Source organism: Nitratireductor sp. ZSWI3 (assembly GCF_024655565.1).
In the GTDB taxonomy this organism is placed as follows: domain Bacteria; phylum Pseudomonadota; class Alphaproteobacteria; order Rhizobiales; family Rhizobiaceae; genus Nitratireductor.
The window spans coordinates 69,198-83,716 of record NZ_JANKOF010000009.1 but is presented as its reverse complement, the minus strand read 5'-3'; the positions used below and the strand labels follow the sequence as shown (position 1 = coordinate 83,716).

16 protein-coding genes are annotated in these 14,519 nt (G+C 66.8%); 7 read left to right on the top strand and 9 right to left on the bottom strand.

Translation table 11 applies throughout. From position 1 onward, the window contains the following. The coding region (locus tag NUU27_RS05510; RefSeq protein WP_257761073.1) for an ATP phosphoribosyltransferase regulatory subunit at positions 1-530 on the top strand (530 nt) is incomplete at its 5' end. After that, entirely contained in the window at positions 527-1,228 is a 702-nt protein-coding gene (hisG, locus tag NUU27_RS05505) for an ATP phosphoribosyltransferase (RefSeq protein ID WP_257761072.1), read from the top strand. The genes NUU27_RS05510 and hisG, both read left to right, overlap by 4 nt. Here hisG and NUU27_RS05500 read toward each other — a convergent pair. The 3 genes from NUU27_RS05500 to NUU27_RS05490 all read right to left on the bottom strand — a co-directional run bounded on the left by NUU27_RS05500 (position 1,215) and on the right by NUU27_RS05490 (position 5,642). Further along, positions 1,215-2,981 carry a TRAP transporter fused permease subunit gene (locus NUU27_RS05500; RefSeq protein ID WP_257761071.1) on the bottom strand — a complete coding sequence of 589 codons (1,767 nt, stop codon included), beginning with the start codon at positions 2,979-2,981 and terminating at the stop codon, positions 1,215-1,217. The genes hisG and NUU27_RS05500 overlap by 14 nt on opposite strands. A 279-nt stretch (positions 2,982-3,260) precedes the next feature. Continuing rightward, entirely contained in the window at positions 3,261-4,223 is a 963-nt protein-coding gene (locus NUU27_RS05495; RefSeq protein WP_257761070.1) for a TAXI family TRAP transporter solute-binding subunit, read from the bottom strand. A 147-nt stretch (positions 4,224-4,370) separates the two neighbouring features. Beyond that, positions 4,371-5,642: a DNA recombination protein RmuC gene (locus tag NUU27_RS05490; protein WP_257761069.1), complete on the bottom strand. Its 1,272-nt coding sequence runs from the start codon at positions 5,640-5,642 to the stop codon at positions 4,371-4,373. Between the two features lie 97 nt (positions 5,643-5,739). On the opposite strand from NUU27_RS05490, the gene def reads away from it, so the two are divergent. From def to truA, 3 genes are all read left to right on the top strand, one after another. Beyond that, positions 5,740-6,270 carry a peptide deformylase gene (def, locus tag NUU27_RS05485; RefSeq protein WP_257761068.1) on the top strand — a complete coding sequence of 177 codons (531 nt, stop codon included), beginning with the start codon at positions 5,740-5,742 and terminating at the stop codon, positions 6,268-6,270. Positions 6,271-6,344: 74 nt separating this feature from the next. Further along, positions 6,345-7,280, top strand: coding sequence for a methionyl-tRNA formyltransferase (fmt, locus tag NUU27_RS05480; RefSeq protein WP_257761067.1), 936 nt, complete (start codon positions 6,345-6,347; stop codon positions 7,278-7,280). Position 7,281: 1 nt separating this feature from the next. Continuing rightward, complete coding sequence (truA, locus tag NUU27_RS05475; RefSeq protein ID WP_257761066.1) at positions 7,282-8,025, top strand: tRNA pseudouridine(38-40) synthase TruA; 744 nt, start codon at positions 7,282-7,284, stop codon at positions 8,023-8,025. On the opposite strand, the gene NUU27_RS05470 is transcribed toward truA, so the two are convergent. Continuing rightward, positions 8,019-8,561, bottom strand: coding sequence for an Lrp/AsnC family transcriptional regulator (locus NUU27_RS05470; RefSeq protein WP_257761065.1), 543 nt, complete (start codon positions 8,559-8,561; stop codon positions 8,019-8,021). The genes truA and NUU27_RS05470 overlap by 7 nt on opposite strands. Positions 8,562-8,612: 51 nt before the next feature. Between NUU27_RS05470 and NUU27_RS05465 the strand changes: the two genes are divergently transcribed. After that, entirely contained in the window at positions 8,613-9,788 is a 1,176-nt protein-coding gene (locus NUU27_RS05465; RefSeq protein WP_257761064.1) for an MFS transporter, read from the top strand. 12 nt (positions 9,789-9,800) lie between these two features. On the opposite strand, the gene NUU27_RS05460 is transcribed toward NUU27_RS05465, so the two are convergent. Genes NUU27_RS05460 through dapD form a run of 4 tightly spaced genes read right to left on the bottom strand, consistent with a single transcriptional unit; the run spans position 9,801 to position 12,883 of the window. Continuing rightward, entirely contained in the window at positions 9,801-10,394 is a 594-nt protein-coding gene (locus tag NUU27_RS05460) for a transporter (protein WP_257761063.1), read from the bottom strand. 2 nt (positions 10,395-10,396) lie between these two features. Beyond that, positions 10,397-11,584 (bottom strand): succinyl-diaminopimelate desuccinylase, encoded by a 1,188-nt coding sequence (gene dapE / locus NUU27_RS05455; protein WP_257761062.1) that lies wholly within the window; start codon positions 11,582-11,584, stop codon positions 10,397-10,399. A gap of 52 nt (positions 11,585-11,636) precedes the next feature. Further along, positions 11,637-12,008 (bottom strand): DUF805 domain-containing protein, encoded by a 372-nt coding sequence (locus NUU27_RS05450; protein WP_257761061.1) that lies wholly within the window; start codon positions 12,006-12,008, stop codon positions 11,637-11,639. Between the two features lie 20 nt (positions 12,009-12,028). Beyond that, entirely contained in the window at positions 12,029-12,883 is an 855-nt protein-coding gene (gene dapD, locus NUU27_RS05445) for a 2,3,4,5-tetrahydropyridine-2,6-dicarboxylate N-succinyltransferase (protein ID WP_257761060.1), read from the bottom strand. 150 nt (positions 12,884-13,033) lie between these two features. Between dapD and NUU27_RS05440 the strand changes: the two genes are divergently transcribed. Next, a complete protein-coding gene (locus NUU27_RS05440; RefSeq protein WP_257761059.1) occupies positions 13,034-13,873 on the top strand; it encodes an LOG family protein in 840 nt (279 codons plus the stop codon). A gap of 69 nt (positions 13,874-13,942) precedes the next feature. On the opposite strand, the gene uraH is transcribed toward NUU27_RS05440, so the two are convergent. Then, the gene (gene uraH, locus NUU27_RS05435; RefSeq protein WP_257761058.1) at positions 13,943-14,350 is read right to left on the bottom strand and encodes a hydroxyisourate hydrolase; all 408 of its coding nucleotides are present in this window, start codon (positions 14,348-14,350) and stop codon (positions 13,943-13,945) included. Positions 14,351-14,519: the final 169 nt, after the last annotated feature.

The following is a 14,519-nucleotide window of genomic DNA, read 5'->3' as shown; positions in this document are numbered from 1 at the left end:
TTGCGCGCGGCGAGGAGGACGGCCTTGCCGCCCATGTCGCCACGGTGATGGAGGAGGCCGGCCTGTCGCCGTCGGCGGGCCGCACGCCGCAGGAGATCGCCCGCCGCCTGATCGAGAAGGCCGAGCTGCGCAGCGTGCGCCTCACCGACGAGGCGATGGACGCGTTGAAGAGCTTCGTGGCGCTCGAAGCGCCCCTGTCGGATGCCGGCCGGCGCCTCGCCGCCTTCGCTGCCGACAACGGCCTCATCCTCGATGAGGCGCTGGAGGCTTTCGATGCCCGCGCCGCGCGCATCGCCGAGGAGGGCCTGCCTCTCGAAGCGCTGACCTATGATGCGGGCTTCGGCCGGCCGCTCGACTACTACACCGGCTTCATCTTCGAGATCAGCGCGCAAGGCGGGCAGCAGCCGCTCGTCGGCGGCGGCCGCTACGACCGGCTTCTCACTCTGCTCGGCGCCGAGGCGCCCATTCCCGGCGTCGGCTTCTCCGTCTGGCTCGACCGCGTCGGCGCACTCAGGGAGGCACGGCCATGAGCATCACGCTGGCCCTGCCCTCCAAGGGGCGCCTCAAGGACGACGCCATCGCCCGGCTGGAGAAAGCGGGCCTGCCGGTGCGCCTGCCGGAGAACGATCGGCGCTACCGCGCCACAATCGACGGGTTCGAGGGGGTCGAGGTCGTCTTCCTGTCGGCCTCCGAGATTGCCCGCGAACTGGAGCGCGGCACGGTGGATTTGGGTATCACCGGCGAGGACCTGGTGCGCGAGACCATTTCCGACTGGGAGCGCAGGGTGGAGATTTCAGCCCGCCTCGGCTTCGGCCGCGCCGATGTGGTGGTTGCCGTGCCCGATGTCTGGCTCGACGTCGCAACCATGGCCGACCTCGACGACGTGGCTGCCGATTTCCGCCACCGGCACGGCCGCCGCCTCAGGATCGCCACCAAATACTGGCGGCTGACGCAGCAGTTCTTCTCGCAGAAGCACGGCATCCAGGTCTACCGCATCGTCGAGAGCCTGGGGGCCACCGAGGGCGCGCCGGCGGCGGGATCCGCCGACATCATCGTCGACATCACCTCGACCGGCTCGACGCTTTCTGCCAACCATCTGAGGGTGCTCGACGACGGCGTCATCCTGCGGTCCGAGGCCTGCCTCGTCACGGCGCTCAAGGACCGGCCCGCCCGGGACGCGGCGATGGCCGAGGAACTCGCCGCCCGGCTGGACGCTACAACGGACTGAACGGCACGAACAGGATGCCGAGGCCGGCCGCGAGGAGCACCGCGCGGACCGGCGGCCGGTAGGCGGCGATCAGCCCGTAGGAGACGCAGGCGAGCCCGGCGGCGACCTTGACGGCGGCCAGGAGTGCCGCGGCCGGCGCTTCGGCGGTCGCCAGGAGCATCGGATTGGCGATCATGGCCAGCGGAATGAGATAGAGCCCGACACCGAGCGCCATGGCCGTGAAGGCCACCTTCAGCCAGTCCTCGCGCACCATGCCGGCGGCGATGAACACCGCCCCGCAGACGGGCGGGGTGATGGTCGACAAGAGCGCGAACCAGAACACGAAGAGATGCGCCTGCAGGGGCTCGAGGCCGAGCTGCGTCAGCGCCGGCCCGGCCACCGAGACGCAGATCACATAGGCCGCCGTCGTCGGCACCTCCATGCCGAGGATGAGACAGGCCGCCGCCGTCAGGAACAGCGACGGCCAGAGCAGGCCGCCGGCGCCCGACAGGATCAGCGAGGTGATCTTGACGCCGAGGCCGGTGATCGACAGCACGCCGATGATGATCGAGGCGCACAGGATGATGGCGGCGATCAGCGACACCTGCCGCGCCGCGGTGACGAGCGCGTTCTCGAACCGCACGAGCGCCTCGCGCCCGTTGAAGCGCGGCCCGCCATCGGCAAGCAGCAGCGCGGCACCAGAGAGGATGGCGAAGGCGGCCGCATATTGCGGCGTGTAGCCTGCCCAGAACATGCCCCACAGCAGCACCGAGAAGGGCACCAGGAAGAAGGCGGCGGTGACCATGACGTCACGCATCGCCGGCTTCTGGTCGTCCGGCAGTCCCTTCAAGGGATGGCGCGTGGTGTAGGCGTTGATGCCGACCCAGACGGCGAGGAAATAGAGGATCGCCGGCAGGATCGCCGCCGCCATGATGCCCGTATAGGGCGTACCGGTGAGCTCCACCATGACGAACGCGCCGGCCCCCATCAGCGGCGGCATGATCTGGCCGCCGGACGAGGCGACGGCCTCGATCGCGCCGGCGAGCCGCTTCGGATAGCCGAGCCCGACCATCGCCGGAATGGTGATGGCGCCGGTGGATGCGACGTTCGCCGAGGCAGAACCGGAGATGGAGCCGAACAGCGCCGACGAGATCACCGACACCTTGCCCGCGCCGCCGTTCAGCCGGCCGGCGGCGGCGGCAGCCACGTTCATGAACCCCTGCCCGGCCTCGCCGGCATTCAGCACCGCGCCGAAGATGACGAAGATCGCCACCGTGCCAACCGAGACGCCGGTCAGGCTGCCCCAGATGCCGCCCTCGGCGATGGTCAGCGTGCCGAGGAAGCTGGCGAGCGGCGTTCCCGCATGGCCGAACTCGCCCGGAATGTGCTGGCCGAACAGTCCGTAGAGCAGCGCCAGGGCGGCAACGCCGGGCAAGGCCCAGCCGATGGCGCGGCGCGCCGTCTCCAGCACCACGACGAGCAGGGTGACGGCGACCGCCGTCTGGAAGGGGCTTTCGAGAAAGCCGTACTGGTCGGCAAGGCTCCGCTCGTTGAACGCCACCCACAGGCTCGCCGCGATCCCCGCCGCCGCCAGCACCAGACCGGACAGGCGCATCGGCCGGCTCGACGGCACGAAAACCAGCAGCCAGGGCAGGATCAGCGCCATGTGCAGCGGCCGGCTGACGAGATTCGGCACCAGACCGGAAAAGATCAGTCCCAGGTGGAAGGCGACGAGCACGGCAGCGAGCACGGCCAGGAGGATGCGGTTTGTCATCGAGTTTGGATCTGGACTGGTGATTGGAAGTTCGGGCTCGGCACACCCCCCTCTGGCCTGCCGGCCATCTCCCCCTCAAGGACGGAGCAATCGCATATGGCGGTGCGGTACCCCCACCCCTTACCCCTCCCCTCAAGGGGGAGGGGGATCATCGAGCGCGACGTCTTTCTTCCCTCCCCCTTGAGGGGAGGGATCGAGGGTGGGGGTCGCAGGCGAAGCCTGCAAGAAAAACCATAGGTGATTGTGCTGCCCTCAAGGAGGGAGGTGTGCAACAGGATGCTACATCTGCCCGTCGGTCAGCTCGAAGCCCGCTTCCTTGTAGTAGCGGACGGCACCGGGGTGGAGCTTGCCGGTGATGTTGGCCATCAGATCCTTGTCGACGCCCTTCCACCAGGGGGCCGAACCGCTCATCGCCTCCTTCTGCTCCCAGAAGGTTTTGGTGAGCTGGTAGGCCGTCTCCTCGTCCATCGCGGCCGTGGCATAGGCGACGACCGGTAGCGAGGTCGTCACGATGTCCTCGGCCTGGCCGGCATAGGTGCCGGCGGGAATGGTGAGCACTGCGCGCTTGGTCTCGGCGGCCTGCTCGAGCGTCAGCGACAGGATGTTGACGTCGACGCTCGCCGCCGCCTCCACCACGTTCGGCGCCGGCCAGGAACCGGCGGTGACGAAGCCGTCGATCTGCCCGTTCTTCAGCGCGGCGACGGCGTTGGAAAGTTCCGCGTCGGCGATCTTCACTTTGCCGTCGAGGCCGAACAGGCTGAGATATTTCTCGCCCTCGGTCGCGCCGAAGGAGCCCTTGCCGAGCAGGATCGTCTTGCCCTCCATGCCGGCGAAATCCTTGGTTCCCGAGGCCTTGGACATGACGAAATGCATGGTGAGCGAGGGGATCGGGAACAGGGCACGGATCTCGGCGAATTTCGCATCGCCCTTGCCCTCGAAGGCACCGGCTGCCTTCTGCGCCGCATCGACCAGCGCCGGCGGCGTCGTGAAGACGTAGTCGCCGCCGCGCGCCCGCACCTCCATCACGTTCTGCACCGAGCCCTGGCTTTCCTCGATGGTGACGATGATGTCGCCGTCGGTGCCTTTCTTCATCGCCTCGGCGACCTCGACCCCCATCTGGTAATAGGACGAGCCGGCCTTGGCGGATTTGTAGGTCACGCGGGTCTCGGCGCCGGCGGCGGCGGTACCGAGGCCGATCGCCACGGCCGAAGCGAGCGCGGCGTTGATGGCTGAACGAAACATGCTGGATATCCTCCCTGTCTTGCTGCATCCCGCCTATAGCATTTTGCAGCCGGGTGGAATCACCGATGGCCGCATAAATGCGGAAAACAAGAGATGGAGCATCCAAACACCCGATCGCCTCGATGCCATGCTTGGTTCGACGCTGTGCTACTCGTCGACCACGCGCAGCCGCAACTGCCCGGAGCCCGGGCCGCCCTCGCCCGCGGGCGCGGCTTTCGACGGAAGCCGCTTGTCGGCCTCCCCGCCCTTGCCGGCCTCCATCGCGCCAAGTTCCAGCGCCTCGATCCTGGCGCCGCGCTTCGTCACCTTGTCGGTGGAGGTGAGGATCTGGTCGATGTCCTTGTTGGCCTGCATGAAATGGGCCTGCAGCTTGCGCACGCGGTCGTCCAGGCGGCCGACATCCTCCATCAGCCGCACCACCTCGGCCTGGATCAGATGCGCCTGCTCGCGCATACGCGCATCCTTCAGAACCGCCTGGATCACCTGGATCGACAGCATCAGCAAGGACGGCGAGACGATCACCACGCGGGCGCGGTGCGCGCGCTGCACCAGCGCCTCGAAATTCTCGTGGATCTCGGCGAAGATCGATTCCGACGGCACGAACATGAAGGCCGTGTCCTGCGTCTCGCCGGTCAGGAGATATTTTTCGGCAATCGCCTTGATGTGCACCTCGACGTCCCGGCGGAAGGCGCTTTCGGCCGCCCGCCGTGCCTCCGGCCCGCTGCCCTCGCCTTCAGCGGCGGCACGAATGGCGTTCCAGGCCTCGAGCGGGAATTTCGCGTCGATGACCAGCGACGGCGCGTCGTTCGGCATCTTCACCAGACAATCCGGGCGGCTGCCGTTCGACAGCGTCGCCTGGAACTCGTAGGCCGTGTGCGGCAGCCCGTCGGCGATGATCGCCTCCATGCGCGACTGGCCGAAGGCACCGCGCGTCTGCTTGTTGGAGAGGATCTGCTGCAGTTGCACCACCTGGCCGGCCAGCGACTGGATGTTGTTCTGCGCCGTGTCGATCACGGCCAGCCGCTCCTGCAATCTGGCAAGATTCTCGTGCGTCGACCTGGTCTGCTCGGTGATCGACTGGCCGAGCCGCGAGGTCATGCCGTCTAACCGCTCGGAGATCGCCTTGGTGAGTTCGGCCTGGCGCGAGCCGAACACTTCGGCGATGGAGCCCATGCGGCCCTGCAGCTCCGCCTGCGCCCGGGTCAGCTCCGCCATGCGCGCCTCCGCGTCGCGGGCATGCTCGGCCGCTTCCGCGGCGGCCACCGCCCGCGCCCGCGCCGAGCGCCACACCGCCACCACCAGCGCCACGAGAAGCAGGGAAAACAGGATGCCGCCGGCAAGCAGGAACTGGCCGAGCGTGAAGGTGCTGGCGCCGAGCTGCGCCACCGGGGCGGAAAAGACATCGGAAATCTGGTTCATGCCGGCACCCTAGACGATTCGTGATGCAACCATAAGACCAAACCGTGAACAAGCGTTCCTTATTGACGTTCTTCCTGCCAGCGATTACGTGACGGGCATGACCATTCGACCGCTTGTCCTGCTTCCAGACCCGATCCTGCGCGAGACCTCCAAACCGGTGGAACGCGTGGACGAGAGCCTGCGCAAATTCGCCGACGACATGCTGGAGACCATGTATGACGCACCGGGCATCGGCCTTGCCGCCATCCAGGTGGGCGAGCCGCTGCGCATGCTGGTCATCGACGTTTCCGAAAAAGACGAGGAGCCGGCGCCGCTGGTGGTGATCAATCCAGAGATCGTCGCCCGGTCCGATGCCAGGAACGTGCACGAGGAAGGCTGCCTGTCGATCCCGGACTACTATGCCGAGGTGGAGCGGCCGGCCGGGGTGACCGTGAACTTCCTCGACCGCGACGGCAAGCCGCAGACAATCGAGGCGGACGGGCTGCTCGCCACCTGCCTGCAGCACGAGATCGACCATCTGAACGGCGTCCTGTTCATCGATCACCTGTCGAAGCTCAAGCGCGACATGGTGGTGCGCAAGTTCAGGAAGCTCGCCAAGGATCGCCCGCCCGCGCGCATGGTGGGCTGAGGCCGTTGAAATTCATGTGAGACCGTGCGCGGGCGGCCCTTGAAGCGCCACGCAGACACACAGCAGGACTGCGCATGCCCCTTCGCCTCATCTTCATGGGAACGCCGGATTTCTCCGTGCCGACGCTGCAGGCGCTGGCGGCGGCAGGGCATGACATCGCCGCCGTCTACACCCAGCCGCCGCGGCCGGCCGGCCGGCGCGGGCTGGAACTCACCAAGTCGCCGGTGCAGCGCGCCGCCGAAACGCTCGGCATCGAGGTGCGCACGCCCAAATCGCTGAAGGGCGAGGACGAGCAGCAGGCCTTTGCCGCGCTCGGGGCGGATGCCGCCGTCGTCGTCGCCTATGGCCTGCTCCTGCCGAAGCCCATTCTGGACGGCACGCGGCTCGGCTGCTTCAACGGCCACGCCTCGCTGCTGCCGCGCTGGCGCGGAGCGGCTCCGATCCAGCGCGCCATCATGGCCGGCGACGCCGAGACCGGCATGATGATCATGAAGATGGACGAGGGCCTCGACACGGGCCCCGTCGCCATGACCGAACGCGTGGCGATCGCCCCGCATATGACGGCCGGCGAGTTGCACGACGTCATGAAGGAAACGGGCGCCGCGCTGATGGCACATGCCATGACGGCCCTGGAGGAAGGCACGTTGAGGCTCGCCCCCCAGCCGGCTGAGGGCGCCACCTACGCAAAGAAGATCCTCAAGGATGAGACGCGGGTCGACTGGTCGCGACCGGCCGAGGCGGTGCACAACCACATCCGCGGTCTCTCTCCCTTCCCCGGCGCCTGGTGCGAGATGCCGCTCGGCGGCAGGGTCGAGCGGGTGAAGCTGCTGCGCGCAGCGCCGGTGCCCGGCAAGGGCGCGCCGGGCGAGGCGCTCGACGAGGCGCTCACGATAGCCTGCGGCGAGGGAGCGGTGCGGCTGGTGGAACTGCAGCGGGCCGGCGGCAAGCCCATGCGGGCGCAGGATTTCCTGCGCGGCGTCCAGCTTGCGCGGGGAACGAGGCTCGCCTGACATGCCGCGCTTCCGCATCGACATCGAATATGACGGCGGCCCCTATTTCGGCTGGCAGCGCCAGGCCGGCCATCACAGCGTGCAGGCGGCGCTGGAGACGGCGATCGCCGCCTTCTCCGGCGAGGAGGTGACGCTGTTCGGCGCCGGGCGCACCGACACCGGCGTCCATGCGCTCGGCCAGGTGGCGCATTTCGATCTGTCGCGCGACTGGCCGGCACGCACGGTGCAGAACGCCGTCAACGCGCGTCTGGCGATGGCCGACGAGACGGTCGCCGTGCTTGCCGCGGCCGAAGTGCCGGCCGGGTTCGACGCGCGCTTCTCCGCCAAGGGGCGGCATTATCTCTATCGCATCCACAATCGCCGGCCGCCGCTGACGGTGAACCGCAACCACGCCTGGCACGTCTCCGCGCCGCTTGACGCCGAGGCCATGCACGCGGCTGCACAGAGGCTGGTCGGAACCCACGACTTCACCACGTTCCGCGCCGCCCAGTGCCAGGCCAAAAGCCCGATCAAGACGCTCGACCGGCTCGAGGTGACGCGTGACGGCGAGATGGTCGAGATCCGCGCCTCGGCACGCTCCTTCCTGCACAATCAGGTGCGCTCCTTCGCCGGCACGCTGAAGCGCGTCGGCGAAGGCGGCTGGAGCGCCGACGACGTGACGGCGGCGCTCGAGGCGCGCGACCGCAAGGTCTGCGGTCCGGTCGCACCGCCGCACGGGCTATACCTGGTCAGGGTGGATTATTGAGCTCCGTCCGTTATCCGCGCCGCCTTCGGCACCGGCCATGAGGCGGTGATGCCCGGTTGCGGCGGGCGCTCCAGATAGGTGGACAGCACCACATAGCTGCGCGTCGCCAGCACGCCGGGCGTGTCGTAGAGGCGGGCAAGCAGGCCCTCCAGCGCATGCGTGCTCTCGGTGCGAACCTTGAGCAGCATGCAGGTGTCGCCGGCGACGGAATGCACCTCCTCGACCTCCGGGCAATCGACCACCGCCATCAGCGCCGGCGTTTTGCCCCAGCCGCGCGTGTCGACATGGATGAAGGCGAGGAGACCCTTGCCGAGCGCGTTGGGCTCGATCAGCGCCGCCATGCGCTGGATCACTCCGCTGCGCTTCAGCCGCTTCACCCGCTCATGGACTGCAGGCGCCGAAAGGCCGACACGACCGCCGAGCTCGGCATAGCTGACGGTGGCATCCTCCACCAGCACGGCTAATATTTTTCGGTCCATGGCGTCGAGCGGCTGCGCTGCCGGCACAGCCGGGCGAATGTCATCTGTTTCTTTCATTGTTCTGCACTTTCCGATTGAAAGCGAATTTCATTCGATCATTATCCATATATGTCGAATAATGATCAATCAATTCTCGTCCCGGCCTCCGCGCTTGCGCTCGACGCGCGCATCCCGCCCGCCGCCTTCATCCTGACCGGCGCCGTGGCGGTGATCGGCTCGAACTCGCTGGTGCTGTCGCCCATCGCGCCCGAGGTCTCGCAGTCTCTGGGCATCTCGGTCCAGGGCGTCATGATCGCCTCCGCCGCCTTCGGCCTCGGCACCGCCGCAAGCGCCCTCTTCCTTGCCCGCTACATCGATCGCGTCGGCGCCTGGCGCATGTTGCGCATCGCCTTCGCCGTTCTGGCGGCGGCGCTGGCGGCGAGCGCCTTCGCGCCGGTGGCGGCCGTCCTGGCGGCGGCGCAGCTCATTGCCGGGCTGGCCGCCGGCATCGCCCTGCCCGCCATCTATTCCAGCGCCGCGGCGGTCGCCCCGCCCGGGCGCGAGACCGAAACCGTCGGCATCGTCCTCACCGGCTGGACGCTGAGCCTCGTCGCCGGCGTGTCGCTGTCGGCGGTGCTTGCCGACTATCTGCACTGGCGCGCCGTGTTCGGCGCGGTCTTTCTGCTGGCGGTCGGCGCGTTCCTGGCGCTCGCTTTCAACGGGCGGCGCGATGCGCCGTCGGACACGCCCGCAATGTCGCCGATCGCCGCCTTGCGCCTGCCGGGCGTCGCCCGGCTGCTCGTCGCCTGCGGCGCCTTCATGGCCGCCTTCTACGGCGTCTATGCCTATCTCGGAGATCATCTGACCAACGGGCTCGGAAGACCGGTCAGCGCCAACGGGCTGACGACCTTGACCTACGGCATCGGCTTCGGCGCCGCCGTCTTCCTCGACCGCATGCTGCAGGCCTTGTCGGCGCGCAACCTGCTCCCCTTCGCCTTTGCCGCGGTGGCGGCGGTCTATGTGGCGATGGTGCCGGCTTCGGCGAGCTATGGAGCGATGCTCGCCGTCGCCCTCGCCTGGGGGCTCGCCAACCATTTCGGCCTCAACATGCTGATCGTCCGGCTGACGGCCATCGATCCGGCCCGGCGTGGGGCGATCATGGGCCTGAACAGCGCCACCACCTATCTGGCGGCGTTCGCGGGAACCCTTTCGTTCGGCCCGCTCTACACCGGCTTCGGCTTTGCCGCGGCGGCCGGGGCGGCCGCATTCCTGATGGTGATCTCGGCGCTGGCGGCCGCCCGCTAACCCATCGAATGCTCAGCCGGTGCGCGACAGGCCGAGAAGCCCTTCCAGGGTGAACAGCACGGCGAGCGATGCGGCGAACATGGCGGCGAAGACTGCCGTGGCCACGGCCGGTCCCTTGCCGATCGCCGCATTCGTCAGCCGCCAGGTCAGCACCTGCGTCGCAACGAACAGCAGGAGGGTGATCCCGTTCGCCACCTCCATCGCCCCGGGCAGCAGGAGACGGACGAGCACCGGCGGCAGCATCGCCCAGGCAAAGAGGCCCGAAGCCCAGTTGCTGGCCACCACATAGTGGACGAAACGGTCAGCCACGCCGGCCGGCCGCGCCGCCACGGCGAGGATCGCATAGGGCAGCACCCAGGTCGCCAGATCCGTCACCATCAGCCGCGCGAAGAGCGAGAAGCGAAAGGAGAACATCTCGCCGCCCGCCATCTCGTTGGCGATCGTCACCCAGCCGACGATCAGCGGCGGAAGGGCGACGACGATGGCGAAGAAGGAGTTCCAGAACCCGTCGGCCGAGATGTCGAGCAGCGTCAGCCCGTCCCTGCGCCCCATCATCATGCGCCAGACACCGGCAAAATATTGCTGGATCTCGGCGGCAGACGGCATCGTCAGGCGAACCAGTCTTCGAGGAAGCGCAGATAGATTCGCGTCAGCATCTCCAGATCGTCGAGCGCCACGCGTTCGTCGACCATGTGCATGGTCTGGCCGACCAGGCCGAACTCGACCACCGGGCAGTAGTCCTTGATGAAGCGCGCGTCCGATGTTCCACCCGAGGTGGAAAGCTGCGGCCGGACCGACGTGACGGCCTCGATGGAACCCGACAGGGTGTCCACCAGCTTCTCGTCGCGGGTCAGGAACACCGGGCTCGGGCGGCCGTGCCAGTCGATCTCGAAGTCCACCGGGGCCTCACGGCCGGGCCGCAGACGGTTTTCCTGCGCCCCACGGTCGAGCCGGTTGTGGATCTCCGCCTGCAGGCTCTCCGCTGTCCACGCGTCGTTGAAACGCACGTTGAACGTCGCCCTGGCGCGGGCCGGGATGACGTTCGTCGCCGAATTGCCCACATCGATGGTGGTGATTTCCAGATTGGTCGGCTGGAACGCCTCGGTGCCGGTGTCGAAGGCCGGCGTCAACAGGGCTTCCAGAAGCGTCAGCAGCCCCGGCAGCGGATTGTCGGCCAAGTGCGGATAGGCGACGTGCCCCTGGCGGCCGTTGACGGTGACGGTGCCCGAGAGCGAGCCGCGACGGCCGATCTTGATCATCTCGCCGAGCTTCTCGGGATTGGTCGGCTCCCCGACGATCGCCGCGTGCCAGGTCTCCCCCCGCTCGGCCGCCCACGCGAGCAGCTTGACGGTGCCGTTGACCGCCGGGCCTTCCTCGTCACCCGTGATGAGGAAGGAGACGGAGCCCTTCGGACGGCCGTTGCTCTCCACATAGCGGGCAAGCGCCGCCACGAAACAGGCGATGCCGCCCTTCATGTCGACCGCGCCACGGCCATACATCTGGCCGTTGGCGAGGACTGCGGCAAAGGGCGGATGCGTCCAGGCCGCTTCGTCCCCCGGCGGAACGACGTCCGTGTGGCCGGCGAACATCAGATGCGACCCCTCGCCGGAGAGCCGGGCATAGAGATTTTCGATGTCCGGCGTGCCCTCTTCGGAAAAGACCGGGCGCTCGACCGCGCAGTCGAGCGCCTTCAGCATGCCCTGGAGCACCGAGAGCGCGTTGCCCTCCGCCGGCGTGACGGATGGGCAGCGTATGAGCTCGGCAAGATTGGCGGCAGGGTCTGTCGGAAACGTCATGATCGAGAGGGATAATCCAACATCGCCCGGCTGTCACGCGGCAAGCGGGCGGTTAGTCCTTCGGCGCGTTGGTCCGCCGGCCATATTCATTTGCGCCAGCATCGCCCGGGTAAACGCACAACACGATGAAGGCGACGATCGAGACCATCGGGATGAACAGCGAAACGGCGAAGACGCCGGGCTTGCCGAAATCGTGCAGGCGCTTGACGCCGAGCGCGACGGAGGAAAAGACCGAGATGAAGAACAGGGCCCAGAACAGGAGCGCCCAGGTGCCGCTCGCCTCGCTGCCCTCCGGCGCGAGCGTGAAACGGTAGAGCGTGAAGGCCTGGAGAACCGCCAGAAGCAACCCGGCGAGAAAAAAGGCGGCGCGGCTCACCCGGCCGGAAAAGCCGAAGAAAAGCCAGAAGAGCTGCCCTTTTTGCATCGTGCCTCTCCGCCGGCCGGTCAATCGCGCAGCAGCTCGTTGATCGAGGTCTTCGAGCGCGTCTTCTCGTCGACCCGCTTGACGATGACGGCACAGTAGAGGCCGGGGCCGGCCTCGCCGTTGCCCATCGGCTTGCCCGGCATCGAGCCGGCGACGACCACCGAGTAAGGCGGCACCTCGCCGTAGAAGACATCGCCCGTGGCGCGGTCGACGATCTTGGTCGACTTGCCGATGAAGACGCCCATGCCGAGGACGGAGCCCTCGCGCACGATGCAGCCCTCGACCACCTCGGAGCGCGCGCCGATGAAGCAATTGTCCTCGATGATGGTGGGGCCGGCCTGCATCGGCTCCAGCACGCCGCCGATGCCGACGCCGCCCGACAGATGCACGTTCTTGCCGATCTGCGCGCAGGAGCCGACCGTCGCCCAGGTATCGACCATCGTGCCCTCGTCCACATAGGCGCCGAGATTGACGAAGGAAGGCATCAGCACGACGCCAGGCGCGATGAAGGCCGAGCGGCGGACCACCGCGCTCGGCACGGCACGGAACGCCGCCTTCTCGAATTCGTTAGCGCTCCAGCCGTCAAACTTGGAGGCCACCTTGTCCCACCAGACCGAATCGCCCGGTCCACCCTTGATGACTTCCATCGGGTTGAGACGGAAGGAAAGCAGAACCGCCTTTTTCAGCCACTGGTTGACCGTCCAGGAGCCGTCTTCCTGGCGCTCGGCGACGCGCGCCTTGCCGCTGTCGAGCAGGGCAAGAGCAGTGTCGACCGCATCGCGGATCTCGCCGCGTGTCGAGGTCGAAACGCCGTCACGCTCGTCGAAAGCCTTCTCGATTGTGTTCTCCAGCGCGGCGACATCCGTCTTGGTCATGCTTGCGGCTCCATTGAACAAGCTGTTAAGGGCTCAGCCATACTTTGGGATGGACCCAAGGCCGGCGCGGAACCTATGCGAAGCGCCCGGCAGGGTCAATCTCGCGATGGCGCGCGGGGACCGCACCGGAAACACGGAAAGGCATGATCCATGGACTCCACAGAAGAAGCAGGCTGGACGCCGCTACCGCATTCCGACGAGGACCTGAAACGCGCACGACAGGTGCCCGACACGCCGCAGACGCGCGCGCCGACCTATCGGCTCGCCTGGGACGACGAGGACTTCATGACGCGGCGCGAGCTGCGCGCGGTGCGCCTGCAGCTCGAGCTCCTCAAGCCGGAGATGGTGCTGGCCGAGCGCGGCATCCGCTCGACCGTCATCCTGTTCGGCGGCGCGCGCCTGCCCGAGCCGGGCGGCGAAGCCTGGGCGGCCAAGAACGAGATCCAGAAGCGGAATCTCGAGAAGAACAGCCGCTACTACGAGGAAGCACGCAAATTCGCCCGGCTGTGCGCCACCGAGTCGGCCAAGTCCTATTATCGCGAGTATGTCGTGGTGACGGGCGGCGGACCGGGCGTGATGGAGGCCGGCAACCGCGGGGCCGCTGATTGCGGCGCACCGACCATCGGCCTCAACATCGTGCTGCCGCACGAGCAGGCGCCGAACGCATATGTGACGCCGGACCTGTGCTTCAATTTCCATTACTTCGCCATCCGCAAGATGCATTTCATGATGCGGGCGAAGGCGGTCGCCGTGTTCCCCGGCGGCTTCGGCACGATGGACGAGCTGTTCGAATCGCTCACCCTCATCCAGACCGGCCGCATGGAGCGCGTGCCCGTGCTGCTGTTCGGCAAGGACTTCTGGAACCGCGCCATCGATCTCGCCTTCCTCGCCGAGCAGGGCACGATCTCGCCCGGCGACGACGAGCTGATCACCTTCGTCGACAGCGCGGAAGAGGCTTGGGCGAAGATCGAGGCGTTCTACGAGCTCTAGCCAGATGGCATTTTGCAGCCGGGCAACGCCACCCGCCTGCAAAATGCTGCGCTGTCCCCGAGGTTTTGCTCAGTTTCCGCGATAGGTGCTGTAGCCATAGGGGCTGACGACGATCGGCACGTGATACGGCACGCTTGGATCGGTAACCTGGAAAACGACATCGATCATCGGAAAGAATCTGGCATTGCCCGGATCGGGATAATTGCTCATGTCGAAGGTCAACTTGTAGGTCGCCGCTTCGACCTGCGTTTCCTCGCCGAAAGAGCGAACCCGTCCATTGTCGTCGGTGCGAGCGGCGGCGATCTGTGTCCAGCTTCCATCCTTCTGCTGCTGCATCAGCGTCACGGGAATGTCGCGCCCTCCCGTGCCACGGGCGACATCGAGCACGTGGGTCGAAAACTCCTGGGCCAGAACGTCGCTCGAGAAGATGGAAGCAGCCGACGCAATGGCGATTAAATTTACTTTTGTAATATTCATATGACTACCTATATAGTATAACAAATTAAAGTACATTGCGATATAAAAAATACATTGTATAATTAAATTTCTTCTCCGGTCTATTCGAAACAACAAAAAGTATATCACTCTCGTTCTGCATCCGGAAGGGTGAAAGAGTCTGCGGGCCTCGTTCCTGAAACATCCGCAT

Bases quoted from the DNA above. Each gene is read 5' to 3' on its own strand.
- hisG (WP_257761072.1), top strand. From the start codon at position 527: ATGAGCATCACGCTGGCCCTGCCCTCCAAGGGGCGCCTCAAGGACGAC.
- NUU27_RS05500 (WP_257761071.1), bottom strand. From the start codon at position 2,981: ATGACAAACCGCATCCTCCTGGCCGTGCTCGCTGCCGTGCTCGTCGCC.
- NUU27_RS05495 (WP_257761070.1), bottom strand. From the start codon at position 4,223: ATGTTTCGTTCAGCCATCAACGCCGCGCTCGCTTCGGCCGTGGCGATC.
- NUU27_RS05490 (WP_257761069.1), bottom strand. From the start codon at position 5,642: ATGAACCAGATTTCCGATGTCTTTTCCGCCCCGGTGGCGCAGCTCGGC.
- def (WP_257761068.1), top strand. From the start codon at position 5,740: ATGACCATTCGACCGCTTGTCCTGCTTCCAGACCCGATCCTGCGCGAG.
- fmt (WP_257761067.1), top strand. From the start codon at position 6,345: ATGCCCCTTCGCCTCATCTTCATGGGAACGCCGGATTTCTCCGTGCCG.
- truA (WP_257761066.1), top strand. From the start codon at position 7,282: ATGCCGCGCTTCCGCATCGACATCGAATATGACGGCGGCCCCTATTTC.
- NUU27_RS05470 (WP_257761065.1), bottom strand. From the start codon at position 8,561: ATGAAAGAAACAGATGACATTCGCCCGGCTGTGCCGGCAGCGCAGCCG.
- NUU27_RS05465 (WP_257761064.1), top strand. From the start codon at position 8,613: ATGTCGAATAATGATCAATCAATTCTCGTCCCGGCCTCCGCGCTTGCG.
- NUU27_RS05460 (WP_257761063.1), bottom strand. From the start codon at position 10,394: ATGCCGTCTGCCGCCGAGATCCAGCAATATTTTGCCGGTGTCTGGCGC.
- dapE (WP_257761062.1), bottom strand. From the start codon at position 11,584: ATGACGTTTCCGACAGACCCTGCCGCCAATCTTGCCGAGCTCATACGC.
- NUU27_RS05450 (WP_257761061.1), bottom strand. From the start codon at position 12,008: ATGCAAAAAGGGCAGCTCTTCTGGCTTTTCTTCGGCTTTTCCGGCCGG.
- dapD (WP_257761060.1), bottom strand. From the start codon at position 12,883: ATGACCAAGACGGATGTCGCCGCGCTGGAGAACACAATCGAGAAGGCT.
- NUU27_RS05440 (WP_257761059.1), top strand. From the start codon at position 13,034: ATGGACTCCACAGAAGAAGCAGGCTGGACGCCGCTACCGCATTCCGAC.
- uraH (WP_257761058.1), bottom strand. From the start codon at position 14,350: ATGAATATTACAAAAGTAAATTTAATCGCCATTGCGTCGGCTGCTTCC.